Genomic DNA, 24,568 nt, shown 5'->3' with positions numbered 1-24,568 from the left:
CAGCAGCCCGATCGACACGCCCGCTGGAAAAACTTTCGAAAAGTGGCAGCCCTCATACTCACACAATCGCCGATCGTCGCGTAGGATCATTCACGTCGGCCCCTCCCCCCCGGGCCGACCCTACGCGGGCCTCGGCAAACTCCCCCCCTTCGCCGAGGCCCGCTCCTAATTTCCGGGTAGCCCCGAACGGCGGCGGTGCAGCATCCAACGTCGCACCGCCGCACTGGGCGAAGCCCCCTACGAATCGGCCGCGTATCGCCCACGTCCGTTGCGACGCAACACATGTGACCGCAATCGGCTGATCCCCCGCACCCGCACACTGCGCAGATGCCGCATCGCGAATTCCGACTGCCCGGACAGCTGGGTGGCCGCGCCGTCGTCGATCAGCACGGTCCCCGGCCGCGCCACACCCGTCAGCCGCGCGGCGATGTTCACCGTCGAGCCGTACAGATCACCGAACCGCTGCAACACCTGCCCGTAAGCCAGGCCGACGCGGAGTTCGGGCATGGTGGTGGCATCGGACTCACCGCGTTCGGTGCGATCGGCGGCGGCGGTCTGGATGTCCAGCGCGATGCGCGCACCCACCCCGGCCGTCTCGGCGGCGAACATCACCTCGTCGCCGACGTTCTTGATCACCCACCCGCCGTTGGCGGTGATCGCCCCGGTGGTGACGGTTTCGAAGGTCTCCAGCAGATCGGAGAGTTCGTCGCGATCCAGATGCCGCGTCAACCGGGTGTAGCCGACCATATCCGCGAAACCCACCGCGAGGTCGCGCACACTCTCGCCCGCGCCGTCACTGCCCAGCGAGCGGGCCAGCGCGGCGGCCAGATGACGTCGCCACGCATAAGCCTGTAAACGTTGCAGGGTGGTGACGACCTCGTCGGTCGCCTCCATCGCGACCCGCTGCGGATCCAGCTCGGGATCCTGCGCGGTGATCGAGGCGATCCGGTTGATGATCTCCTCGACCACCAGATCGACCTGCCATTCGGCCAGCCGCGCCATCGACTGGCCCATGGTCCGCACGGCCGCGGACTGCCGCCGCGCATCGGTGGCACTGAGCGCGTCCAGACTCCGAAAGTCCCGTGCCGCAGCGACATCCGCGTCGGTGTACTCGATCGCGGTGCCGTCCGGATCGGCGGCGAATCCGAGGGCGAGCCACAGCCGCCCGCTCAATTCCTGCGGCACCCCGGATTTCCGCACCACCTCGGCCCGGTCGTACTGCCGCGGGCCGTCCAGCAGATACGGCTCCACGACCGACTGCACCAATATCGACAACTCCGCGCGGTCCATGGTCAACGACCATACGGCCGATACACCGTCGACCCCCAGCCGATAGTGCTGTGTCACAACACCGGGCGCGGACCGTCACACCCGCGCTGGCCGGATGGACGAATCGTCACAACGGGCGGTCGGCACACCCCCGACCGCCCGCGAACGGGTTCAGCGAGTGGTCACCTCGTGCCACAGATCGGCGTCACCGCGCTGACGGAACTTGTTGATGGCGAACAGGACACCGACGACGACACCCAGAGTCAGAAGAAGTTTCATGAATCCCACCCTACTGTCATCCCCGAATCCCGCCCACGAGGGCCCGAAGTTACTCTCCCGCAAGCACTCCCGGCCGCACCGGTCTCATACCGAGGGACGGCTCCCCGGAATCGATCGGTCCCGATCGTCGGTCGCGCCGATGCTCGCCAGCAGCCGCAGCCCGTCGTAGGCCTGACTGCCCTGCCGGGCGGAGAGGATGACGAGTTCGGTGCCGTTGTCGCCGGGAACCATGAAGTTCTCCTGGTGGAGTTCCAGGTCGCCGACCAGCGGATGCGTGAAGGGTTTGCGACCGTGCGAACGGCAGCGCACATCCGCCTGCGCCCACAGTTTCCGGAAACGTTCGCTGCGCACGGCGAGTTCGCCGATCAGGGCGGTGAGCTGCGGATCGTCCGGATATTTCCCGACCGCGAGACGTAACTGGCCCACGGTGTCGCGGGTGCAGGCGTCCCAGTCGGCGTAGAGGTCGTGGCCGTCGTCCTCCAGGAAGATGTGCCGGGCGATGTTCATCCCGCGCATGGGCCGACGCCCGTAGAGCAGTTCGGCGAGCCGGTTGGCCGCCACCACGGTCAGCCGCTGATCGGCGATGAACGCCGGACTGTCCGGGATCAACTCGACCACCCGCAGCAGTTCCGGGCGCTGCCGGGACGGGGTGTCGCGATCGGTCACCGGGCGCGGCCGGTGGGCGAGCCGGTGCAGATGGGACCGTTCCACCGCGTTCAGACCGAGGACCCGGGCCAGCGCGTCGAGGATCTGTTCGGAGGGCTGGCGCGCACGTCCCTGTTCGAGCCGAACGTAATAGTCCACGCTCACGCCGGACAGATGCGCGATCTCCTCGCGCCGCAGTCCCGTGACCCGGCGACGCGTGTCGGGTGTGATGCCCACCGACGCCGGATCGATCCGGGATCTGCGGGTTCGCAGGAAATCGGCGAGATCGTCCATAGCACCAGTATCGCCACGCGAACCGTGCGTCCGGGTGGTCCTGCCGATACCAGGAACGCCGGTCCGACGGTTGCAGCGCCCCTGAACAGCGCGCGTCCCGGCGTCCACCATCGAGGGCAACCCACTTCCAGGAGGCAGTCATGAAGGTATTCATCGTCCACGCCCACCCCGAACGCGACTCGTTGAACGGTTCGCTCACCGATATCGCGCGGTCCACGCTGACCGCCGCCGGGCACGAGGTTCGGGTCAGCGATCTGTACGCGATGAACTGGAAGCCGACCGTCGATGCGGACGACTTCGGTTCCGCCGCAACGCATCCGCTGCACACCGAGCGCAATTCCCGTGCGGCCTATCGCACCGGGACGCTCGCCGCCGACATCCGTGCCGAGCAGGACAAGCTCCGCTGGGCCGAGGTGGTGATCCTGCAATTCCCGCTGTGGTGGTACTCGATGCCCGCGATCATGAAGGGCTGGGTGGATCGGGTGTTCACGGCCGGATTCGGTTACGGCGTAGGCGAACACGACGAACACCGGTACGGCGATCGCTACGGCGAGGGCACGCTCGCGGGTCGGCGCGCGCTGGTCTCGGTGACGATCGGCGGTAAGGAATCGCACTACAGCGACCGCGGGATCAACGGCCCGATCGAGGATCTGCTCTTCCCGATCCAGCACGGCATCCTCTACTTCACAGGTATGGAGGTGCTGCCGCCGTTCACCCTGTACGGCATGAATCATGTTTCGCCGGAAGACTTCTCGGATGCGGCGAAGGCGTGGGAACAGCGTCTGCTCGCGCTCGCGGACACCGATCCGATCCCCTATCGCACGCAGAACGGCGGCGACTACGAGATGCCCTCGCTGCGGCTGCGCGCCGGACGGGAAGTCATGGGCGACAAAGGTTTCGGGCTACATCGCGATATCATCCGATGATTCCGCGAGTCGAGCGGTCCGGGCTCGGTTAGGGTTACGCTGTCACGGGAAGGGAGTCGGTAATCGCCATGGCCAGCAATGAAATTCGGGACGAAAGTCCCAAAACATCCACATCGGAGCCGCTCGTCGGCAGTGCGATCGATACCACCAAGGCGCACAGCGCGCGGATGTACGACTATTACCTCGGGGGCAAGGACAACTTCCAGTGCGATCGTGACGCGGTCGAACAGGTAGAACTGGCGTTTCCGACCATCAAGCTGTGCGCGCGGGTGAACCGGGCGTTCATGCACCGCGCGACTCGTTATCTGGCCGCCGAACAGGGTGTGCGGCAGTTCCTGGACATCGGCACCGGCATCCCGACCCCGCCGAATCTGCATCAGGTCGCGCAGGGGGTGGCGCCGGAATCCCGGGTCATCTACGCCGATTACGACCCGCTGGTCCTCACCCACGCCCGCGCGCTGATGCACGGCACCAGCGAGGGCGCCACCACCTACGTCCAGGCCGACGTCACCGATCCGAGCACCATCTTGACCGCACCGGCGTTGCACGAGGTCCTGGACCTGGACAAGCCGGTCGCGCTGAGCCTGATCGCCCTGCTGCACTTCGTCCAGGACGACCAGCACGACGCGTACGGCATCGTGGACACCCTGCTGGACGCCCTGGCCCCCGGCTCGTTCCTGGTGATGACGCACCTGAGCCCCGACTTCAACCCCACCCAGGTGGCCGGAATCGTCGACGCCTACGTCAGCAACGGCCTGGCCCTGCAGGCCCGCACGCACGACGAGTTCGCCCGCTTCTTCGACGACCTCGAGGTGATCGAACCGGGCATCACCGGCTCCCACCGCTGGCGCCCCGATCACGAGGCGACCGTGGAGGTCGGCGACGAATCCCTGGACGACATGGACGCGAAGGTCTCCTTCTGGGCCGCGGTCGGCCGCAAGAAGTAGCCGAACCACGTTTTGACCCCCGAGACCCCCACGCGGTACCGTCTTGGGGGTTGTCCAGGCGACAACTCCCTCTCCGGGGCCTTAGCTCAATTGGCAGAGCACTGCCTTTGCAAGGCAGGGGTTAGGGGTTCGATTCCCCTAGGCTCCACCTTAGGGCGCTTACTAGAACACGGTGCCGAATCAATGCCGTGTAGTAGGACGTCAACGCCACCGCTTCGTTGTGAAGTGGTGGCGTTTTTGGTTTGTGTGGGGTGGGGGTTCGGGGCCGCGATCGGGGTGCTGTGGTTGGTGTGTCGGGCGTGTTGGATGGCGTGTAGTTGGTCGAATGGTTCTCGTAGGTCGTGGTCGGTGATCTGTTCGTCGTCGATGTACAGGGCGTGGAAGATAGTTTGGTTGAGCATGCGGCGTTGGTGGTCGTCGCATCGGAGGTAGAGCTGTTGGGGGTCTTCGAGTAGTTCGAGTGCCACCTCGATGAGTCGGGCGCTGTCGGAGAGGTTCTCGGTGGTGGTGGTCATCCGTTCGGTGAGGCGGTGGCGGTCGCGGGCGATCTCCCTGAGTTTGGCTTTGATCTTCGGCTGCGCGATGGTGGTGTCGGCGGCCAGCTCGATCAGGTTGTCCTCGCGGGTGTCCAGGGCTTGTAGTTCGGTGGTGAGTTGTTTGTGCAGGAGCCGTTCGGCGGTGTTCTGTTCCTCGACTACGCCAGCGATGTGGGTGCGGACTTCGAGGATGAACTGCGGGCTGAACCGGACGGTGGTGTAGTGGGCTTGCACGGCGTCCTCGACGAGGGCGACGTTCACGTGTGGCGCGTTGCAGGTGCCGTTCTGTTTGTTGCGGCAGAAGAAGTAGGTGTACTCGGTGCCTCGGCGGTTGACGGTGTGCTGGAGGATCATGCGCTGGGTGATGCCGCGTCGTTTGCAGCGCTGGCAGAACAGGGATCCCTTCAGGTAGTGGTGGTGCACTCGTCGGCGTTCCTTGGCTGTGGAGCGTGAGTCCAGGATCCCCTGAACTCGGTCGAACAGATCGTCATCGATGAGCGGTTCGTGGCGGCCCTGGATCTCTTGGTCGTCGTACTGCACGTAGCCGAGGTAGTAGCGGTCCCGCAGCATGTGGGACAGTTTGTTGATCGATACCTGTTTGGAGGGGTGTTTGCGGGTGGGGCGGGTGCGCAGGCCGCGATCGTAGAGTTCGTCGGACAGGTCGTCCAGGGTGTAGGTGTCGGTGGCGTAGAGCTCGAAGGCGAGTTTCACCAAGGGCGCGCGGTCGGGGTCGGTGGCGATGGTGCGGATCTCGCGGCCGTCGAATCGGTCGATCACGTTGAGGTAGCCCAGGCGCGCGCGGCCGATCGTGCCACCGTTGAGGGCTTTCTGGCCCATCTTGTAGGCGATGTCGGCCCCGGATTCGCGTGATTGGTATTCGTTGAAGGTCGCCAGGATGCCGTGCATGAGTTGGCCGACGGGGGTGTCGTCGATGTTCTCGGTGGCCGAGATGAGGGTGACGCCCCGCTTACGCAGATCTGCCATGACGATGGCGTCATCGAGTCGGTTGCGTGCCATACGGGACAGCTTGTAGACGATGACGTAGTCGACATCGCCAGCGCTCCGAACACGCTGGAGCATTCGCTGGAAGGCAACCCGTTTCGACATCTCAGTGGCCGTGCGTCCTGGCTCGACGTATTCATCGACGACGGTCAAGCCGAGTTGTTCTGCCTTGCGCTGGCATCGGACTCGCTGCGCCGGAATGGAGTTGCCTTCGGGGTCGTAGTCGGTTTTGACCTGTCCCGGAGATGACACCCGCAGGTAGATGACCGCGCGAGTGCCCGGTTCCACCTCCCTTGTCGGCACTGGCGCGGTGGTGGTGCCGATCTCTTCCGACCACCACTCGTCGTCGAGTTCTGCATATGCACTGACCATGAAACACTCTTTCACTCAGTCGAGAAACAACGGCACTGACATCACGGACGGCGCACCTTCCCCGCCAGGCACAGAAAATAGATTCCCGCGCCGGGACAATTGTGTCGACATTCCGTTTATCCAGCCCCATGGATTTTCGATATTATCAAACCGGTCGAATATTTCTATGCCGCTTCCGAATTCCCTTCCGGCGCATTGTCGATTATCGGGATTATCGCTGTTTCGGGTGTGAATGTGTTTTTCTCGTTGTCTGTTTCCGCGAGTGATTCGGCGAGGCTGACGATCACCGCGGCCAGTTTGCGGGCGTCTGGTGGATCGTGACGAGATCCACGAACGACCACTCGGTGAGCGCCGGTCTCGGGACGCTTTTTCTTGCGCGGCTTTCGTTGCGCCGTCATACGTGGACTCCTTCGTTTGTCATGTCGCCTGGCGCTGAGCAGGGTGAGGGCCGATCCAGGCTCATGCCGTGTCCTGAACGTCGATGAACACGTCTTGATCGGGTTCGGTGTCGAGGTCGCTGTTTCCGGTGGTCGGGCCGGTGAGTCGCGGCAGCGCGGTCAGGTCGATATCGGTATCGCTGTCGTAGTCGTCCGTGGTGGTGGTGAGTTCGCTGGGGTCGGTGGTGATCAGGGCGTATTCGCGGGGTGAGGCCAGCGAGCCGAATACGGCGCGGTCGGTGCCGCCGCCGACCGCGACAAGTCCGTTGCCTTGTGCGGCTGAGAGGAGGAATTGTTTTTCGCCGTCGGAGAGTTTGAATGCGCCTGCGACTTCGTCGATGGCCGAGGGGGCTTGGCGTAACAGTATTTGGGTGGCGGCGTTGGCCATGATGGCGCGGCCGAGGTCGGTGGACAGGACGTCGGCGCAGTCTTGGGTGGCCAGGGTCAGTCCGGCCCAGTATTTGCGGAACCGTTTGGCCGCTTGGAACAGGAATTCGGCTCCGGCGTGCTGGCGCAGGGCCAGCCAGGCTTCATCGACGGTGACCATTCTGGGTCGCCTGGTGGCGGGGTTGGAGATGTGCCGCCACGTCGCGTCCAGGACCAGCACGGTCGCGATGGTGCGTAGCTCGTCGGGGACTTCCCGCAGGGAGAACACGACCAGCGGGCCGTGCGGGGTGATGGTGGTCGGGCCGTCCAGGAGCCCGGCGTAGCTGCCCTCACCGGTGTAGGGGCGCAGCGCGGCGGCCAGCTCGTCACCGGCTGGTGTCCGGCTCGCGGCGAGGTGCTCGCGCAGGTCGCTGAGGGTGGGGGCGGGACGGGTCCAGGTCGCGGGGTCCCCGGTGATGCCCGCGGCGGTCCAGGTGGCGGTCAGGGCGGTGTCCAGCGCGGCGCGGCGAGCGGGTGTGTGTTCGCCGAGCATGGCCTGGATCAGGGTGTGCAGGAACAACTTTCGGCGGGTGAGCGCGTCGCGTGGGGCGGTGCGGCGGCCCTCGGGGCTGGTGTGCAGGTCCAGGTCGAACGGGTTGAGCCGCCATCCCGGGACACCGAGGGGGATGCGGATGCCCCCGACGGCGTCGGCGAGGCGCCGGTATTCGTCTTCGGGGTCGATGATGATCTGCTCGATCCCGCGATACAGCGACCGCAGGATTTCGGTTTTGACCAGGAACGATTTTCCTGCCCCGCTGCGCCCGAGGACGACCATGTTGTGGTTGTCGATCCCGGCGGCGAATCTGTCCACGAACATCAGGCCCCCGGCGGCGTCGCGGCCGTAGAGCACTCCGCGCGGTCGGGTGACCTCGACCGGGTCGGGGGCGGGGAGTTGCGGGGAGTCGAAGGGCACCGCGGCGGCCAGGCCGCCGGTGTCGAAGGTGCGGTGCATCCCGATCAGGTCGAGACCGAGCGGCAGGGTGGTGACCCAGCCGTGGACCTGCCGGTAGGTCACGGGGCAGGTGTCCACGAGCAGGCCCGCGGCCAATGCCCGTACCGCGGCGACTTCGTCGGCCAGGTCGGCCTCGCTGTCGGCGTGGACGGTGAGGTAGAGGCCGACGCGGAACAGTCGGGCCTCGGCCCTGGCGACTCGTGCGGCGAGGTCGGCGGCGTCTTCGGCGGCGACCTCGACTGCCGGGTCGGTGGGGCGGTGGTGCCTGGCGTCGTGCAGGCGGGAGGATTCGAAGCGGGCGCTCTGGCGTCGCAGCCGGGTGGCCGCGGTGGCGGGGTCGACCGGGTCGATGTGCAGGGCCACATCGACGCGTCCGGGGTGCGAGAGCAGCGGCGCGAGCCAACCAGCGCCGACCTCGCGCGGATATCCGGTGACCGCGAGAGTGGTAACCCACTCGGACCCGACCTCGAGATGGCGGGTCCCGATCGTGAGGGACTCGGGCCCGAATCGCGTCTGGTCGGTGGGGTCGGTCGGCAGGACGGTATCGATGGTCTCGGGGTGGTGGGCGGTGATGATCGCGTCGGGTCCGGCGACGTCGGCGGTGGCGGGAACGAGGCGGGAGGGGTCGCAGCAGTCGGCGAGCACCGCGCTGGCCTGGACCGGGTCCAGCGCGGTGACCGTCACCCCGAGCGGGGCCAGCAGGTCGGTGGCTTCGGATACCCGGCGCAGCAGCCGGGACTCGGCGGCGCGGCGGGCGGCGGGCGAGGCGGGCCCGCGCGGGCGGGCCCGGCCGGGCAGCAGCCCGGCCAAGGTCGCCATCGGTGACCGCCCGCTGGTGGCCGGGATCGGTTCGCGCCACACCAGCAGGACGTGCCGGTGGGTCAGGGCCTCGTCGGTGACCAGCTCGCGCAGGTGCTCGGCGTGTTCACGCGCGGCGGCGGCCAGATCGGGGGACATCTCGTGCGCGGCGGTGTGCAGGCGGTCCAGGTGCGCGGTCAGGTCCAGGCGCGCGGAGCGGATGAGGATCTGGACGGGTTGACGCAACGTGTGCAGCCAGCCCCCCAGGGCCGCGACGAGGCTGTCTTGTTCGGCCGGGCTCCGCAGGGCGAGGTTCAGGGTGCTGGCCGTGGCGATGACCGCGAGCCCGTCGGCACCGAGGTCGACCACCCCGATGCCCGCGCTGGCACCGGTGACCTCCCGCGGTAACCGCAGCGCGCGCGCGGACAACGCGGCCGGGACCGGCGCACGGCGAGTTCCCCGCAGGACCCGGTCCGTAGCCCACCGCGGCGCGACCGCGAATCTGCCGTCCAGGCCGTCCGGAACGGCTGCGAGGTGGCGGGGCCGGGTGCGGTGGGCGATCGCGGCCCCGAGCAGCTGGTCAGCGAACAGCCCGTCGCGGCGAGTCAGGACCGCGACCGTGACCAGCGCAGCGATCGGGACCGCACCGGCGAAGAACATCAGCGGCGGAACCACGGCCCGGGTCACGGCCCAGATCACATAGAGACCCAGCGCGGTCGCCCCCACGATCACGAGTTGGCGGAAGGTGAACGGGCCGAGCAACTTGTCGGGCTGATCGACATCAGCGTGGATACGCACAGGCGTGGTCATCGCGCTCCTCCTGGGCTGGTACGCCGCTTGACCGGCAAATCCGGCAGCGGGAGATGAAGCTGGCGTCCCTTCTCGGCCACCGACCCCGACGGCGGTGGTGGCGGCGTGGCCGCGGCTGGTGCGCTCGTGTCCCGGGGCACCTTCTTGGGGGTCGCGATGGGGAGGGGGTATTGGCCGTTACGCCGGGGCCGGATCCCCCGGTACGGGTCTGCCTCGGTGAAGGTGAAGTCGAATGCCAGCTGTTTGGGACGGCGGCCTCGTGTCCCGGGCAGTGACTTCGGGACCGGCGGCTCGCGGGTCGGTGCGGGTGTGCGGACGCGGTGGACGGTGATCGGGAGCTGGTATTGCCCGTCGCGTCCGAGGCGGGGTGTGGGCCCCAGGGCGACACCGCCGTGGAACTGCGGCAGCGGCAACATCAGTTGCTCCCCCTGGGGTTGAGCCACCGGGATCGTGCGGGCGTGGGGGATCCGTTGCGGTGGTGCGGGTTTGGGCGGGACTCGCTTGAGGCCCTTCAACGGCAGCATCAGCTGCCCGTCGGGGGTCGCGCGGACCCGCGCATACGGGTCCTTCGGCGCGGGGACCTTGCGCGGCGCGGGAACCTTGCTGGGCGCGCGCGGGGTTGCAGCCCGGCCGGATTTGAGCAGGCCGAGGGTTTTGTAGGTGATGTAGGAGCGCACGATCGACCCGACCAGGGTGCGGCCCTGGCCGATCTTGAGCACGGACAGCAGCCAGAACGGGGCTTTGGCGAGCACGCCGATCAGCGCGATACCGACCATGATGTCGACTGCGCCGCTGGAGTTGGGGCCGATCACCGCCCATCCGTTGGGAGTCAGGAACACCCGCAGGACAGTGACCAGGATCAGGGACTGCGCGACCTGAATGGCCAGGCACGCGGCGAACGAGCGCCACCACCAGCGCGCGATCGCGTCGATACCGGGCAGAGCGTGACACATCACCGCCAGCGGTGCGCCGACGATCAGGATGATGGTCACCGCGACCCGCACCGCATACGCGACGAACAGGATGACCAGCATCACCTGCAACGCCAACTCCAAGCAGAGCAGGAAGGTATCGGCCTGGGTGTTGTTCGCCTCGATCAACTGACGGATCGCCGTCGCGGTCGAACTCGGATCGACCCCACTGCCGGCCACCGCCCTGGCCAGAGCGTTGGCGAGGCGGATCGCCCCGGTAGCGATCAGCATGCTCATCGCCCCGGCGAGAAACCCGATCAGCAGCCGCGGTGCCAGCTCGCGTACGGACCATCGGGTCTGCAAGGTGTGGTGCACCATCGCCAGCACGCCCGCAACCATCACCACGATCCCGTAGATCGCCAGGACCAGTTGCCACGAGTTGTTCCACAACACCCCGAGCTGCGGCAGCGTGTCCGGGTCGGGAGTGGTCAGCAAGGTCTGGCCCAGCAGCTCCAGCAGCGGGTTCAACGCCGAGCTGACCAGGTGCTGCAAAAACGTGTCGATCGCGTGCTCGACACACCCGGAGATGTTGGTGATCCCGCAACTGTTCGATCCCCCGTCCTGCGGCGAGGTCCACGGCCCACCGGAGGAGTCCGGGTCCGCCGGAGCCGGGGCCGGACTGGGGGTGGGGTACGGGGTGGGAAAGTTCGGATCCGCCCCGCCCGGGTACGCGGGCTCGGGCATCGCCGGGTTCGGGGCGTCCGGGCCCGGCGTCGGCGAGGCCGTGGTCATCGGGTTCGGCTGGACCGGGTTCGGATCCCACGACGGCCGAGGCGTGGGCGGTGGGCTCGTGGACGGCCGGGCCGGAATGAACGGCTCCGGCGGTGTCGACACCGCCGCGGCCGGAGACGCCGGGCTCGTCGGCGGCACCGGTGGCTGCGCGGCGACGCTGGCAGCGTGCCCGAGAACGAGCACTCCCGCCGCGATCACCACCAGGACCATCACCACCGCGCGGGCGCACCGCACCCGCGCCGGGTGCTGCGCCGCCGTGGATCCGAGGGTGGACTCGATGCTGGGGTGAGTGGTCATGATCAGGCCGCCACGAAGGTCTTGAGCACAGCCACGATCAACGGCGCGAGCATCGCCAGCACATAGCCGAGACAGGCCGCGCGCAGCGCGCCCTTGGCCTTCTCGATCTCGCCGGGATCACCGCTGGCGATCACATACCGGATACCCGCGAAGGTCAGGCACACCGTGGCCACCAAGCCCAAGATGCCGGTCAACCAGTTCCGGAGATTGTCGAGCACCTGTTCCGGCGACGTGGCGATCTGCACCGGCGGTACCGCCTCGGCCGAACCTGCGAGCACCATCAGCAACACCACAACGCCCGCGACCACCCCGGCCGCGACCAGGACCCGCCGCCACACACGGCCCCGGGTGGCGGTCGCCGGGGGGCGGAGTCGATTCCTGCGCATCACCGCACCCCCTGGTGCCGGGCCGCCGGGGCGGTCGCAATCGGGGGCCACGAGCTGTGCCCGGATCGGACTGCGGTGGAGGACCCCTCCTGGCGGCCCGGCGACGCGGTCGGGGTGCGCGCGTCGCGGGTGCCGGTGGGGGCTGGATCGGTCGCCTGCTGGTTGAGCCATGCCGCGAGGTCGGCTTCGGCCCGCTGGCGGAATTTGCTGAGTTTGCGGACCGGCCACTGCGACCGCACTCCGGGCAGCTGGCCGACCATCGAGGTCACCGACCGCGATTCCCACCGGGTCGAGACGATCAACTCGGCGGCCTCGGCAGTGATCACCTCACGCGCGACCGCCCGTGCCAGCACCAGTTCCGGATGCCCGGCGGGTATGCGCATCCGGGCCAGGCAGGTGTGGGCCACATGGTCGAGTTCGGCCGGGGATGCCACGCCGGACTGTCGATGCGCGCAGGACCGGGCCTGGTGCCGCATCGCCGACCGCAGCCGGAGCCACAGATGCGGCTGGTCCGGATCGATCTCGCGTAGCTGCCTTAGGAACCCTGCCACCAGCTCGGATTCCGCGTCCTCGCGGTGCGCGCTGTACGGGGCGACGTATCGATCGGTGGCCGCGGCGAGCATGGGCACCGCCAGCCCCAGGCACCCCAGAGCGATCTGGGCGCGCCCGGGTCCCGGCTCGCGTGCTCGCTCGATCAGCCACCCCCAGACCGCGTCCACGGTGCCGATCGGCAGGGTCCGCCCCAGTAACCGCTCGCGTAGCTGTCCCCACGACCCGGCCCGAACTCCTGGCACCGGCGGCAGACGCAGCGGTTGCCCGGCCATCCGGTCGAACCCCGACCGCGCCACCGTCAGCGGCGACCGGTCACCGGCCCCGCGGCGAGGCCACGAATCCCCGGCGCGTGAATTCCTGCTCCACGAATCACAGCATTCTGAATCCCTGTGCTCCGGATTGATCACTACACACTCCTTACTCGGGTGGCGAAACGACATATTCCGACCCGGCAAGGACATCAGACGCATTCCCCGAACATTCCCCCGAGATTCCCCGGAGATTCCCCGAGAACGCTCGAGACGTCCCCGGAAGATTCCCCGAACATTCCCCGAAATCTATTCACCAGCCTCACCCGGACCCGGTCCGCACGATCCCGCGATACTCCCCACATGGGCTGTCTACCAGGCAATAGGGACGACTCGGGGAATCGGCGGGGAATCACTGGGGAACGCGCCACAGCCCCGCACCCCGGCTAGGAAATTAATTTTTGATATCACTCGCCACCGGCTTGTTGCCGTCGAGTTTTTCCGCGACCGCACCAACCCACCCCGGATTTATTGCCGAATATTTGCTAAAACTTTTTCGGGTGGGCGGTGGCCAAAACGGGGGGTCGCTTGGCAATTGATAAGTAGACAGATTTTCCCTTTCCCGCCAAGTCAGGAGTAACCCCGTATGACCGAGCATTCTTCTCACCGTTCCCCCCGTTCCACCCGCGCCGTAGTCCCGGCCTCGGTATGGGCGTGTGGTCGCGGCCCGATCGATCCGGCGGATCGATGGCCCACCGCGTTGCTCGAGCGCGCGGTGCACGAGTTCAGCGACCCCGACGATCGGGTCCTGCTGGTCGCGTGGCCCGCACCCGCCGCCGAACCCCCGCTCACGGCGGCCCCCTCGGACACCGGCGCGGCGCTGGGGGTGGTCGAGCGTCTGGGCCGTCACGGCTGGACCGAGACCGGCTGGGCCGGGCCCGGGGTGTCCGGCCCGGTGCGGTCGGCGGAGCTGGTCGTGGCGAGCCTGCTGCCCGCCGTGGCCGATCCGGTGGCCGCGGCCGACACGGTCGCCGCCCTTGCCATGGCACGGCTGAGCGAGGGCGGCCTACTGGTGGTGCTGGCCCGCTGCGGCCACACCGAGGACGGCGTGCTGAGCGATCCGGCCGGGTCGGTCGCCCTCGCCGCGCAGGCCGCGGACTTGCTGTACCTGCAACACCTCATCGCCACCCCCGTCAGCGAAGCCACCATCCCCAGCCCCCGGCTCGACCCGTCCACTCCGAGCCACGGCGCGCACGTCGTGACGCACACGGACCTGTTCGTGTTCCTCCGGCCGCGCACGGACGCGGCCCGATGAGCGCCGCGCCCAGACCCGCTCACCGCCTCCCGCCGGCCGTCTCGGCCAGCACTCCCACCGATCCCCGCGAAGGACACCTCACGATGACCCCTGAGAACGATATGACCCCCGAGAACATCAATAGCGACACCACTGCGGCCTCCGGTGCCGATCCGGTTCCGGTGTCGGTGTGGACGACCGCCCAAGCTGCGCCCGCGGTGCAGCGGCGCGGGAAATACACCTCCGAGAGCGTGCAGCATCCGGCGAAGATGCTGCCCGCTATCGTGCAACACGCCGTGCAGGCGTACACCCGGCCCGGCGGCCTGGTGCTGGATCCGATGTGCGGGATCGGTACCACCCTGGTCGAGGCCCTGCATCTGGGACGGCGCGCGATCGGGGTCGAGTACGAGACCCGATGGGCACAGCTCGCGCGCGAGAACATCGCACTGGCCCGCACCGCCGGGCACACCAACGAAGCCGAGGTCTACACCGGCGACGCCCGTAAACTGCCCACCCTGCTGCCCGAGGAGTTGCGAGGCCGGGTGGATCTGGTGATCACCTCCCCGCCCTACGGCGACTCGGTCCACGGCCACGTCCGCGTCAAGGCCGGGGAGCCGGTCCGCAAATGGGACAACCGGTACGGGGCGGTGCTGGATCGCGGCAACCTCGCCAATGTGGGCCTGGGCCGCCTGTTGTCGGGGTTCACGCGCGTGCTGGCGGGTGTGGAGGAGTTCCTCGCGCCCGGTGGGCATGTGGTGATCACCGCGCGGCCGTGGCGTCAGCACGCGGAACTGGTCAACTTGCCCGCGCATCTGCTCACGTGCGGCACCCTGGCCGGGCTCGTCCCGGTGGAGCGGTGCGTCGCGCTGCTGGGGCGGCTGGCCGAGGACGACATCGTGGCGCGGTCCAGTTTCTTTCAGCGGGACTTCATCGTGAAGAACCGCGCGGCCGGACTACCGATGCATCTGATCGCGCACGAGGACGTGATCATCCTGCGCAAGCCCGAACCCGGCTCGAAGCTGGTGGGACTCAAGGGTTTTCGTCCCGGATCCGAGTACGGGCCCACCGTGTTCCCGGAGGCGGGCACCAGCGCGTACGGAGCCGCCGCATGATCGCCGCAGCGGGTTCTCCTGCCCGCGGGTGGCTGGGCCGGTTCCTGCTCGACCCGGGTGCGCCACTACGCACGCTCACCCGCGCGGTGGAGCACCTGCTCGCCTGGCCCGCGGTGATTGCGTTGGTGCTGGTGGTGGCGGGGATGCTCGCGGTGGCGCGGGTGCTGGTGACGGTGCGAGCGCACCGGCTGGCCGCGCGTGGGCGGCAGATCACGGTGAGGACCCCGCCCGAGGTCGATGCGAAGGCCGCGCTCGCGCTGTGGGCGCATCTGATCGGGCAGCTCCGCCCGGCGTGGGCGCGGTTGTTGCTCGGGCAGCCGCATCTGGGGTGGGAATACACCGTGACCCCCGAGGCCGGGGCCGCGATCCGGGTGTGGGTGCCCGGCAGCATCCCGAGCGGGCTGGTCGAACGCGCCATCACCTCCGCGTGGCCCGGCGCACATACCCACACCCTCGAGGCCGCCGAGCCTGCGGTCCCGGTTTCCGGCCCGGCGGCTCGGCGGCTGCTGGTCGGCGGGCAGCTGCGGCTCGGGCGTGGTGAGGGGTACCCGCTGCGCACGGACTATGCCGGTGACTTCGTGCGGGACGTGATCACCGCCGCCGAGGATCTCGACCCCGGCCACGCGGCCTGTGTGCAGATCCTCGCGCGGCCGGTCACCGGCCGCCGCGTCCGGCGCGCGGTCCGCACCGCCAGCCCGAGAACCGGGCTGGTACTGGGCCTGGCCCGCGACCTGCTCAACCTGCTCACCCCCGGCCCGGTCACCCGCCCGGCCACCACCACCGCAGGCCGGGGCCGGGTGCAGGAGTGGCAGGCGGTGCTGGAGTCCACCGCTGCCGCGCGCGCCGCGGCGGTGAAGGCACGGGGTCCGCACTGGGAAACCATACTGAGGTACGCGGTTTCGGTCCCGGTACCACCGGATGCCGAGCCCGGCCTCGTGCGGACGCTGCGGGAGGTGGCGCGGGGCCGCGCGGACGCCTTGGCGACCGTGGCCGGGTCGGCCGCCGAGTACAACTATTACCGGCGCCGACGGCAATTACGGTTGGGGCGGGTGCTGTGCGAGCGGCGGCTCGGGCGCGGGGATGTGCTGTCGGTGCCGGAACTCGCGGCCCTGGCGCACCTGCCGTACGACCCGAACCTGCCCGCCCTGCAACGCGCCGGAGCACGCGCGCTGGCCCCGTCCCCGGAGATCCCCTCCCAGGGGGCGTACATCAAGTCGCTCGGGGTCGCGGACTCGGCGAGCGGGCGTCCGGTCGGGGTCCGGGTCTCCGATGCCCGGCACCACCTGCACATCCTGGGACCGACCGGGGTCGGCAAATCGACGCTGCTGGCGCGGATGATCCTCGATGACGCCGAGGCCGGGCGCGGGCTGATCGTCATCGACCCTAAGGGCGATCTGGTCACCGACGTGTTGTCCCGGCTCCCGAAACGCCTGGCCGAGAAGGTGGTGCTGTTCGACGCCGACTCCTCGGCCCCGCCCCCGTGCGTCAACCCCTTGGACATCGACCGGACCAGCCACGCGAGCCTGGACCTGGCCGTGGACAACCTCGTCACCGTGTTCCACCGGATCTTCTCCCAGTTTTGGGGACCGCGGACCGATGACGTGATGCGCGCGAGCCTGTTGACCCTGTGCGCTCAGCCCGGGGTCGCCACCCTCGCCGACCTACCCCGCCTGCTCACCGAGGCACCCTTCCGCGCCCGAGTTACCCGCACCACCACCGACCCGGTCCTGCTGGGTTTCTGGTCGGCGTACGAGACGTTGTCCGAGGCCGGTCGCGCCCAGGTCATCGGCCCGTTGCTCAACAAGTTGAGGGCGTTCTTGTTGCGGCCGTGGGTGCGTGCGGCGATCGCGGCCGGACCCTCGACGGTGTCGTTCGGCGAGGTCCTGGATTCCGGCGGGATCTGCCTGGCCCGCCTGCCCAAGGGCTCGATCGGGGAGGAGACCTCCCGCCTGGTCGGCTCGCTGCTGGTGGCCCGGACCTGGCAAGCCACCACCGCCCGAGCTCGCCAGCCCGCCGCCGACCGCGCCGACGCGTCCCTGGTGTTGGACGAGGCGCAGAACTTTCTGCATCTGTCCACACCGGTGGAGGACATGCTCGCCGAGGCCCGCGGGTTGCGCCTGTCGATGGTGCTCGCGCATCAGAATTTGGGCCAGCTGCCCCGCGAGTTGCGGGACGCGATCTCCGCCAACGCCCGCAACAAGGTGATTTTCGGGGTCTCGCCCGACGATGCGCGCGAGCTGGCCCGCCACACCAGCCCCTGGCTGTCCGAGCACGACCTGCGCCACCTGGACGCCTTCCACGCGGCGGCTCGGCTCCTGGTCCACGGCCAGCAGGCCAGACCGTTCACTGTGACGACCCAACCGCTGGACCCGCCCGTGCCCGGCCGCGCCCGCCACATCGCCGCCGTCGCGCGAGCCCGCCACACCCGCCCCGGCCCGGCACCCGCCAACACACCCGTCACCGATCCCCGCCCCGGCGACCCTCGCATCACATAAGCCCCGCACTGCCGCGAGGCATCCCCCACGACGCCGACACCCCGACCGCCGTCTTCTATTTCCCTTCCCACGAAAGGCCCTCTTTGATGATCACTCGTCCCGACCGGCAGGCCGATCTGCGTGCCCCTCGTCCCGACCCGCGGCCCGGCACGCTCGGGTTGGCGACTCGTTTGACCGCCCGCGACCGCTGGATCCTGACAATGGTGCACGAGCATCGCGTCCTGACCACCCCCCAGCTCGCACAGCTCGCCTTCCCCACGATGAAAATCGCCCGCCGCCGCCTGGCATTGTTGCGCCGGGCCGGTGTGCTCGACCGGTTCCGCCCGCTGCGCACCCACGGCAGCGCACCGGGGCACTGGGTCCTGGCTCCGGCCGGGGCCGCGGTCCTGGCCGCCGAGGCCGGAATCGAGGTCACAGCGCTCGGGTACCGCCCCGAGCGCGCCCTCGCGGTCGCGCACAGCCTGCGCCTGACCCACACCGTCGGAATCGCCGAATGGTTCACTACCCTCACCACCGCCGCCCGCCACCACCCCGACCCCTCGGCGGTGCTGGCGTGGTGGTCCGAGGTGCGCTGCGCCCGCCTGTGGGGCGATCTGGTCCGCCCGGACGCCTTCTGCCGCTACACCCGCGCCGGAGAACGGCTGGACTTCTTCCTCGAATACGACCTCGCCAGCAGCTCGACGACCCGCGTCGCGGCCAAGCTGCTCGGATACAGCGAGCTGGCTCGCGGGAGCGGCGTCACCACCCCCGTCCTGGTGTGGGTCCCCACCACCGGCCGCGAAACCCCCGTGCGCCGAGCACTCCTCGAGACCTGGGCGCGACTGCCCGACCCGGCGACGGTGCCGGTCGCCACCGCCGCCGCGGATCTCCTGGACCCCACCACCGGTGATCCGAGCCCGGCCGACCGGGTCTGGCTGCCCCTGGACGAGACCGGCACCGGCCGCGTCCACCTGCATGAGCTGGCCGGTGTGTGGCCCGCACGCACCCCTCCCCCGAACCCTGGCCCAGAACCCGCCCACCCGAGCACACTCGGGGGGCTGGTGACCTTGCCCGCGCCCGGACCGACCCCACCCGACACGGGATCGAGGTGAGCAGCGATGCTCGGCAAAGGTCTCGGCGCGGGCGCAGCGATACTGATGGTCCTGGTCGTAGTCGTCGCGGCGATCCTCGGCACGGTCGCGGCATTCGAACACGTGGCCACACCCAACACAGCAGCGGGCGCGGGCAGCACCCCCAGCCCGGCCGCCCGCGCCGATATCCCGCCCCAGTTGCTGGCGCTGTACCAGCACGCGGCAGGCGACTGCCCCGGCCTCGACTGGTCCACGCTCGCGGGGATCGGGAAAGTCGAGACCGACCACGGCCGCGCCACACTGCCCGGCGTACACGAGGGCGAGAATTTCGCCGGGGCCGCGGGATTGATGCAATTCCTCGAACCCACCTTCGCCGCAGTCACCTCACGGCACCGGCTGCCTCCCGGCGGCGCGAATCCACCCAGCCGCTACAACGACTCCGACGCCATCCACACCGCCGCCTTCTACCTGTGCGACTCCGGCGCCCCCCGCGACCTGCACGCAGCGATCTTCACCTACAACCACAGCCAGGACTACGTTGCCCAAGTCCTGGCCTGTGCCGCGCGCTACCGCCTCGCCCCACCCACCGGCAGCGGCGACTGCCACACCATCACAGCTCCGAACCCCGCTGCCGCACAGGCGATCTCGTACGCATGCAGCCAGCTCGGCCAACCGTACGTGTGGGGCGGAACCGGGCCGGAAACCAGCGGCGGCTGGGACTGCTCCGGCCTGGTCCAAGCCGCCTACGCCCGCGCCGGAATCACACTCCCACGCACCAGCGAAGAACAAGTAGGAGTGGGCCCTCGGATCCTCTACGAGCAACTCGAACCCGGAGACCTGATCTTCTACCGATCCGGCGGCGATGTGCATCACGTCGGCCTGTATCTCGGGGCCGGAAAAATGATCCACGCCCCCGACTTCGGAAAACCCGTCCAAATCGGCGAGGTGAAATACCCCGGAAACGACTTCTACACCGGTACTCGGCCAACCGAACGCGTCAGCACGACAGACTCCCGGGCGCGCACATGACCGACTCCCTCACCCCCGCCGGTCATCAGGCCCGACCGCGTGTTTCAGCCAGGCCCTCAACCACCCCGGGGTCTGGTCGCCGCAGCGGACGATCAGCGCCGCCGCCATCGGAGCACAGTGCGCATGGCTCCGACCACACACAGGCACCACCCACCCAGCACGAGACCGAATACCCCTGCACCGCAACGACATCCACCGAGGCACCGATCCCCCGCCACGCACCACACCTCCTACTTCCCGACACCGAAAGAGACGACATGATTTCCCACACCCCTATCCACACACACGCCCGCGCCCGCCGACCCTTCCGCGCCCTGCTGTGCGCTGCCGTGGTGACCGTGGTCGCCCTGTGCGGCACCACCATCGCCAGCGCCACCCCCACCACTCCGGCCTGTCCCCGATTCACAGCGGTCCTGGTGCCCGGCACCGGAACCACCGCACCCGCCACCTCGGCCCAGCCCGCCGGGGAACTCGCCCCGCTCGCTCACAGCCTGCGCCACCGCTACGGCGCGGACATCGCGGTGCGCACCCCCGCCGACACCGCCTCCTCGGCGGTGTCCGACGGTTCGGAAACCGCAGGCGTGCACACCCTCTCGGCCCTCGTGGCCGAGTTGTGCTCGTCCACCCGGGTGGTGTTGGCCGGTTACGCCCGGGGTGCGGCCCTCGTCGGGGACCTCGCCACCGAGATCGGGCACGATCAGGGTCCGGTGCCCGCCGACCGAGTCACCGCTGTCGGGCTCCTGGCCGACCCGCGCCGCAACCCCGACACCCCCCAACTCGGGCCGAGCGCGCCCGGTGTGGGCATCGCCGGGCCCCGCCTCCAGAACTTCGGTGTCCTGGCCGGGCGAGTCCGCACCCTCTGCCCGGCCGGTGAGATCTCGTGTGCGACCTCCCCGCACGCCGCACCCGCCCTCACCGCGATCGGCACTCTCGCCGCCGGCACCCTCCCCTCCGCCGGTCAGGACACGAGCACCCCGACCCCGACTCCGACCTCGACGCCGCGCACACCCAGCACAACAACCTCGGCCGCACCCGGCGGGCTCGATCCGTCCACGGTGATCCAGGAGGTCGTCACCGTCCTGGCCGGGCTGAGCGACTTCGCGCAGGATGTCCCTGCGATCATCGGTGACCTCGCCCAACTGCCGGGCCTGATCACCACCGGCAATATCCCCGGCCTGCACCGGGTCGCGGGGGATCTCAACAATCGGTTCGCGCCGCTGGTGCAACTCGCCTCGGGTATCGACCTGCACCTGGTCGCCACCGCGTTGGCGCTCGCCGCGCCGCTGGACACCTCCGGCTGGACCGAGATCGCAGCACAGATCGTCGCGATCGTGGCCAACCTCGACATCGGGCACCTCGCGGCCGATATCGGCCAGGCACAGGAAATCGCTTGGGGCGCAGTGGAAAAACTCGCGACAGGCGATCCGGCCGGTGCGGCCCTGGCCCTGTCCGGCATCGTGCCCGTCGGTGCCGACCTCATCGCCACCGCCGCCGAGGCGTTCCTCGGCGATGGCGGGTCCGCCCTGTCCGGGCTGGCGAACACTTTCAGCGCTCGCACGACTCCCAGCACGAGCACCGCACTGTCCGATCTGACTCACCCCGGCGCACACGCCACGCGATCAGCCGCCGCCGGACTGCCACAGACCGAGATCACCGCCGCCGTGCAGCACACCACCCAGTGGGTCCAGGGCCTCCTCGGCCCCGCGAAATAAGCGCATTCACCAACCATCCGATCACCGCCCCCGGACCACGTGCCCGCCGCGCGCCCCGGCGCACGTGGCCCCGGGTAACCACCCATTCAGCGGGTGTGTGAGGGCACGAACCAGGCGCGACAGGGGCGGGCGTGGTCGCCGGAAACGACGGCACCCCGGCCGATTGGCCGGGGTGCGGTTTCCTGCGTGGAATTGTCGTGCCGCCCGTGTCGCGGTCGGCGAGTCTTGCCGAACCGCCGGGGGCGTTCTAGGGTCCGAGTCGCGGTACCGGGCAGGTGAGTGCTGCCCGGTACCGCGCCCCCGATCGTGCGGCGCTCAGTCGGCGGCCGGTGTCACGATCGCTGTCCCCGGGACATCGCGGCCGTCGTGGTCGGTCCGGGCCCGCGCGCGTGCGGGTGTCGGGTCAGCCGTGGCGGTCGCGCGCGGGTCCGGGTCATGCGGGAACCGCCATATCGGCAGCGGGTCCGTGCGGGCGAGGTCACTGCTGCCGCAGGCGTGGACCACTTCCTCGGCCGCGCCGTCGAGATCGGAATGGACGGTCCCGGCCAGCGGCCCGCTGGTGATGTGCAGCGAGCCCACCTCGAGGTTGTAGCGGGCTTCGGTGCGTTGTTGGCGGTAGACCAGGAACACCGGCATCGACTGCGGTACCCGGCCGGGATCGTGCAACAGTTCGACCGCCGCCCCGGTGATCTCGAGCCACAGCTCGAGACTGTCCGGCGCATACGGCGCGGCGGCGAACACGCGATGCAACGCGGCGGCGATCACAGCCTCGACGGCCGGGGTGGGCATGCTGGCGATGTACATGAAAAAACCTTTCGATAGGGGTGGGACGAATCGCGATGGGTGAGGCGCGCCGCTCGAGCGCGTCACTGTGGCCGGGCAATGGGCCGGGTGGGGAAACCAGCGGGTGCCGGTTCCCCCACCCGGGGGGCGATGTCAGGCGTTTTCGATCAGTGCCCAGGTCCGGGGGGCGTCGCTGATCCGGCGCGCTACCCCCTGTTCGGTCAGCTTGTCCAGGGCGTTGCTGATCGCGCCGCTCGAGATGTTCCGCTGATGTTCCGCATCCATCACGCGCTTGAGCGCGGTGCTGGTGAAAGTGCGGCCCGGGTTGTCGCGCAGGGCGTCTTCCACCATGCCGCGCAACCCGCCCGGGGGAAGCTTGTCCGCCGGGCTGTGATTCGCGGCGGGCGCGGTGGCCCGCGTACTGGTGACACGCGCGGGGGCGGGGCGGGCGGTGGCCCGCTTGATCTCATCGACCGTCAACAGTCCCGAATCGATGACCAGGGTGCGGAATTCCTGCAACTCGAGCATCGCGTCCTCGAGTTCACCCACCGAATCCGCGATCGGGGTGGCGTCGTCGTGCGAGACGGTGCCCGAATCCAGTACCGCCGCAATGCCGTTGAGCCGCCGCGTCATGTCCTCGAGGTGTTCACGCGCGGCGATCGACCGGTCCTGCAATTCGTCGGCCGCGCGGTCGCGCTGCGCGGCGACCAACGCGTCCATCTGTTGCTGCCACTCTTCGGGAACCCCGTCCAGCCCGGCGGGCACCAGCACCCACGGCGGGATCGAACTCTGCGCGCCGTCGGGGGTTTCGATGACGCACCGGGCGATACCGTGCTGCCAGGCCATCTCGGTCACCCGCCCACGCCACGACCGGTGATACCGGTTGGCGACCTCATCACCAACCGCGATCGGGCACGGCGCACCGAACGGCGACTCCTCCTCGTCATCGGGCATCTCATCCGGATCCGTGTCATCGTCCGGCGCGCTGTCATCAGCGGGCGCGGGGGCCGGTTCGGATGCGGCGGGCGCATCGGCCGGGGACACCGCATCAGCGGCCGGTTCGGCGGGCCGCGTGTCGGTGTCCTGGGGGGCGGTATCGGTGCCCGGGGCCGCCGCATCGGCATCGGTGCCCGGGGCCGCCGCATCGGCATCGGTGGCCGGGGCCGCCGGTTCCGACGCCCCGCCCGTGCCCGCTGCGGCTGTGTCCGGGGCCGGTGTCGTGTCGGTGTCGGTCACGGCCCAGCGGTGCGGGCTGTTGGCGTCATCGGCGTGACGGGTGACCGTATTGTCTTCGGCCCACCGGCCCAAGATCTTGCGGGCGCTGGACGAGGTGATTCCAGCGGCGGCCGACAATTCGGCGGTAGTCGCCATGGGCGCGGCGTTCAGTGCCCGCCACAAGGCGTCCTCGTTGTCGGTACGGCTCGTTTGCGTTGACATGGTGGACATGAATTTTCCTTCGGCTAGATGGGTTCGGCCGGTGATACGCCGCTATATCGAACGGCGCACGGAAATCGTGAATATCCGCACAGAACAAGCGCTGTAGCAATTGCGGATTCTGTGCCCCTTCGAATTTCCGACCGAACCGACGGTAGCTCGACGCGCCACACGCACACAACCCCATTCCAAAAACATTTTTCCCCGAAGTCATCCGACTCGACGAAGACTCGACAAAGCAAATCAGAAATGAAACGCGCGGAACACTTCAAACACCCCTCGGCGGCACATGGAGAGAAAAGGAAAATAAATAAATAAATGAAATTCAAAGAGAACCGGCACGACACGAAACGATCGACAGACAACCAGGGATGGATACTCGCCATACGAGTGACCACTACACGCCGGGGGTTCGGCCCCCGGATCATGTCTCTCCACTCCTGCGGAGGCATGATCCCGGGATTCCCCGAGCCGAGGGCGGCCACCCCTACCAGGCGCTTTACGGCTGCCGGGTGGGGCGGTTTGACCACCCCACCGAACACCCCACACAACGCCCCACCGAACGCCCCGCCCAACGGCCACCCGAATTCAATCCATTTCGACAAGAATAAAGAATTCTTCACAGAAAAGTCGATAAATGCTGCGGTCGCCGATTCTCCGGCTCGTTTTTCACGCATTCCCTCGCGACGTCCTATCGTCTAACAAATGCGTCAGCGGCGATATTTCCAAGTATATAAATCAATTGGCGGTAGGTGATCGC

The 24,568-nt window shown here is 68.7% G+C and carries 18 protein-coding genes, 1 tRNA gene and 1 pseudogene; 9 read left to right on the top strand and 11 right to left on the bottom strand.

Features of this window, described 5'->3' with window-relative positions:
- Positions 1 to 237 precede the first annotated feature (237 nt).
- From NRB20_RS30315 to NRB20_RS30310, 3 genes are all read right to left on the bottom strand, one after another.
- A complete protein-coding gene (locus NRB20_RS30315) occupies positions 238 to 1,290 on the bottom strand; it encodes an adenylate/guanylate cyclase domain-containing protein (RefSeq protein ID WP_153414825.1) in 1,053 nt (350 codons plus the stop codon).
- Positions 1,291 to 1,440: 150 nt separating this feature from the next.
- Complete coding sequence (locus NRB20_RS38570; protein ID WP_227834011.1) at positions 1,441 to 1,548, bottom strand: DLW-39 family protein; 108 nt, start codon at positions 1,546 to 1,548, stop codon at positions 1,441 to 1,443.
- Between the two features lie 84 nt (positions 1,549 to 1,632).
- Positions 1,633 to 2,487, bottom strand: a complete 855-nt coding sequence (locus tag NRB20_RS30310) for a helix-turn-helix transcriptional regulator (RefSeq protein WP_153414824.1) — start codon at positions 2,485 to 2,487, stop codon at positions 1,633 to 1,635.
- 140 nt (positions 2,488 to 2,627) lie between these two features.
- On the opposite strand from NRB20_RS30310, the gene NRB20_RS30305 reads away from it, so the two are divergent.
- The 3 genes from NRB20_RS30305 to NRB20_RS30295 all read left to right on the top strand — a co-directional run bounded on the left by NRB20_RS30305 (position 2,628) and on the right by NRB20_RS30295 (position 4,508).
- Positions 2,628 to 3,413, top strand: a complete 786-nt coding sequence (locus NRB20_RS30305) for an NAD(P)H-dependent oxidoreductase (RefSeq protein WP_153414823.1) — start codon at positions 2,628 to 2,630, stop codon at positions 3,411 to 3,413.
- Positions 3,414 to 3,481: 68 nt separating this feature from the next.
- Positions 3,482 to 4,360 (top strand): SAM-dependent methyltransferase, encoded by an 879-nt coding sequence (locus NRB20_RS30300; RefSeq protein WP_153414822.1) that lies wholly within the window; start codon positions 3,482 to 3,484, stop codon positions 4,358 to 4,360.
- Between the two features lie 75 nt (positions 4,361 to 4,435).
- Positions 4,436 to 4,508 (top strand) — tRNA-Ala (locus tag NRB20_RS30295).
- A 670-nt stretch (positions 4,509 to 5,178) separates the two neighbouring features.
- On the opposite strand, the pseudogene NRB20_RS39700 reads toward NRB20_RS30295, so the two are convergent.
- The 6 genes and pseudogenes from NRB20_RS39700 to NRB20_RS30265 form a co-directional block, all read right to left on the bottom strand.
- Positions 5,179 to 6,270, bottom strand: a pseudogene (locus NRB20_RS39700) (recombinase family protein); the annotation flags it as partial.
- Between the two features lie 164 nt (positions 6,271 to 6,434).
- Positions 6,435 to 6,668: a hypothetical protein gene (locus NRB20_RS30285; RefSeq protein WP_153414821.1), complete on the bottom strand. Its 234-nt coding sequence runs from the start codon at positions 6,666 to 6,668 to the stop codon at positions 6,435 to 6,437.
- A 61-nt stretch (positions 6,669 to 6,729) separates the two neighbouring features.
- On the bottom strand, positions 6,730 to 9,693 hold the full coding sequence (locus NRB20_RS30280; protein ID WP_153414820.1) for a PrgI family protein: 2,964 nt from the start codon (positions 9,691 to 9,693) through the stop codon (positions 6,730 to 6,732).
- Positions 9,690 to 11,693, bottom strand: coding sequence for a hypothetical protein (locus NRB20_RS30275; protein ID WP_153414819.1), 2,004 nt, complete (start codon positions 11,691 to 11,693; stop codon positions 9,690 to 9,692). Before NRB20_RS30275 ends, NRB20_RS30280 begins: the two co-directional genes overlap by 4 nt.
- A gap of 2 nt (positions 11,694 to 11,695) precedes the next feature.
- Positions 11,696 to 12,079: a pilin gene (locus tag NRB20_RS30270; RefSeq protein WP_227834010.1), complete on the bottom strand. Its 384-nt coding sequence runs from the start codon at positions 12,077 to 12,079 to the stop codon at positions 11,696 to 11,698.
- Positions 12,079 to 12,903 carry a hypothetical protein gene (locus NRB20_RS30265; RefSeq protein WP_153414818.1) on the bottom strand — a complete coding sequence of 275 codons (825 nt, stop codon included), beginning with the start codon at positions 12,901 to 12,903 and terminating at the stop codon, positions 12,079 to 12,081. Before NRB20_RS30265 ends, NRB20_RS30270 begins: the two co-directional genes overlap by 1 nt.
- Before the next feature lie 622 nt (positions 12,904 to 13,525).
- Between NRB20_RS30265 and NRB20_RS30260 the strand changes: the two genes are divergently transcribed.
- The 6 genes from NRB20_RS30260 to NRB20_RS30235 all read left to right on the top strand — a co-directional run bounded on the left by NRB20_RS30260 (position 13,526) and on the right by NRB20_RS30235 (position 21,591).
- Positions 13,526 to 14,194, top strand: a complete 669-nt coding sequence (locus tag NRB20_RS30260) for a hypothetical protein (protein ID WP_153414817.1) — start codon at positions 13,526 to 13,528, stop codon at positions 14,192 to 14,194.
- A gap of 83 nt (positions 14,195 to 14,277) precedes the next feature.
- The gene (locus NRB20_RS30255; RefSeq protein ID WP_227834030.1) at positions 14,278 to 15,285 is read left to right on the top strand and encodes a TRM11 family SAM-dependent methyltransferase; all 1,008 of its coding nucleotides are present in this window, start codon (positions 14,278 to 14,280) and stop codon (positions 15,283 to 15,285) included.
- Positions 15,282 to 17,780 carry a type IV secretory system conjugative DNA transfer family protein gene (locus NRB20_RS30250; protein ID WP_153414816.1) on the top strand — a complete coding sequence of 833 codons (2,499 nt, stop codon included), beginning with the start codon at positions 15,282 to 15,284 and terminating at the stop codon, positions 17,778 to 17,780. Before NRB20_RS30255 ends, NRB20_RS30250 begins: the two co-directional genes overlap by 4 nt.
- Positions 17,781 to 17,866: 86 nt before the next feature.
- The gene (locus NRB20_RS30245; protein ID WP_153414815.1) at positions 17,867 to 18,871 is read left to right on the top strand and encodes a replication-relaxation family protein; all 1,005 of its coding nucleotides are present in this window, start codon (positions 17,867 to 17,869) and stop codon (positions 18,869 to 18,871) included.
- Positions 18,872 to 18,877: 6 nt separating this feature from the next.
- Positions 18,878 to 19,879 (top strand): C40 family peptidase, encoded by a 1,002-nt coding sequence (locus NRB20_RS30240; protein ID WP_153414814.1) that lies wholly within the window; start codon positions 18,878 to 18,880, stop codon positions 19,877 to 19,879.
- 257 nt (positions 19,880 to 20,136) lie between these two features.
- Complete coding sequence (locus NRB20_RS30235; protein WP_194290058.1) at positions 20,137 to 21,591, top strand: cutinase family protein; 1,455 nt, start codon at positions 20,137 to 20,139, stop codon at positions 21,589 to 21,591.
- 315 nt (positions 21,592 to 21,906) lie between these two features.
- Here NRB20_RS30235 and NRB20_RS30230 read toward each other — a convergent pair whose 3' ends face one another.
- Positions 21,907 to 22,395: a hypothetical protein gene (locus tag NRB20_RS30230; RefSeq protein ID WP_153414812.1), complete on the bottom strand. Its 489-nt coding sequence runs from the start codon at positions 22,393 to 22,395 to the stop codon at positions 21,907 to 21,909.
- A 132-nt stretch (positions 22,396 to 22,527) separates the two neighbouring features.
- The gene (locus NRB20_RS30225; protein ID WP_153414811.1) at positions 22,528 to 23,820 is read right to left on the bottom strand and encodes a hypothetical protein; all 1,293 of its coding nucleotides are present in this window, start codon (positions 23,818 to 23,820) and stop codon (positions 22,528 to 22,530) included.
- Between the last annotated feature and the right edge of the window lie 748 nt (positions 23,821 to 24,568).

The organism is Nocardia macrotermitis, assembly GCF_009604405.1.
Classification (GTDB): Bacteria; Actinomycetota; Actinomycetes; order Mycobacteriales; family Mycobacteriaceae; genus Nocardia; species Nocardia macrotermitis.
The sequence above is the reverse complement of the archived record's forward strand: the minus strand, read 5'-3'. Positions and strand labels throughout refer to the sequence as shown.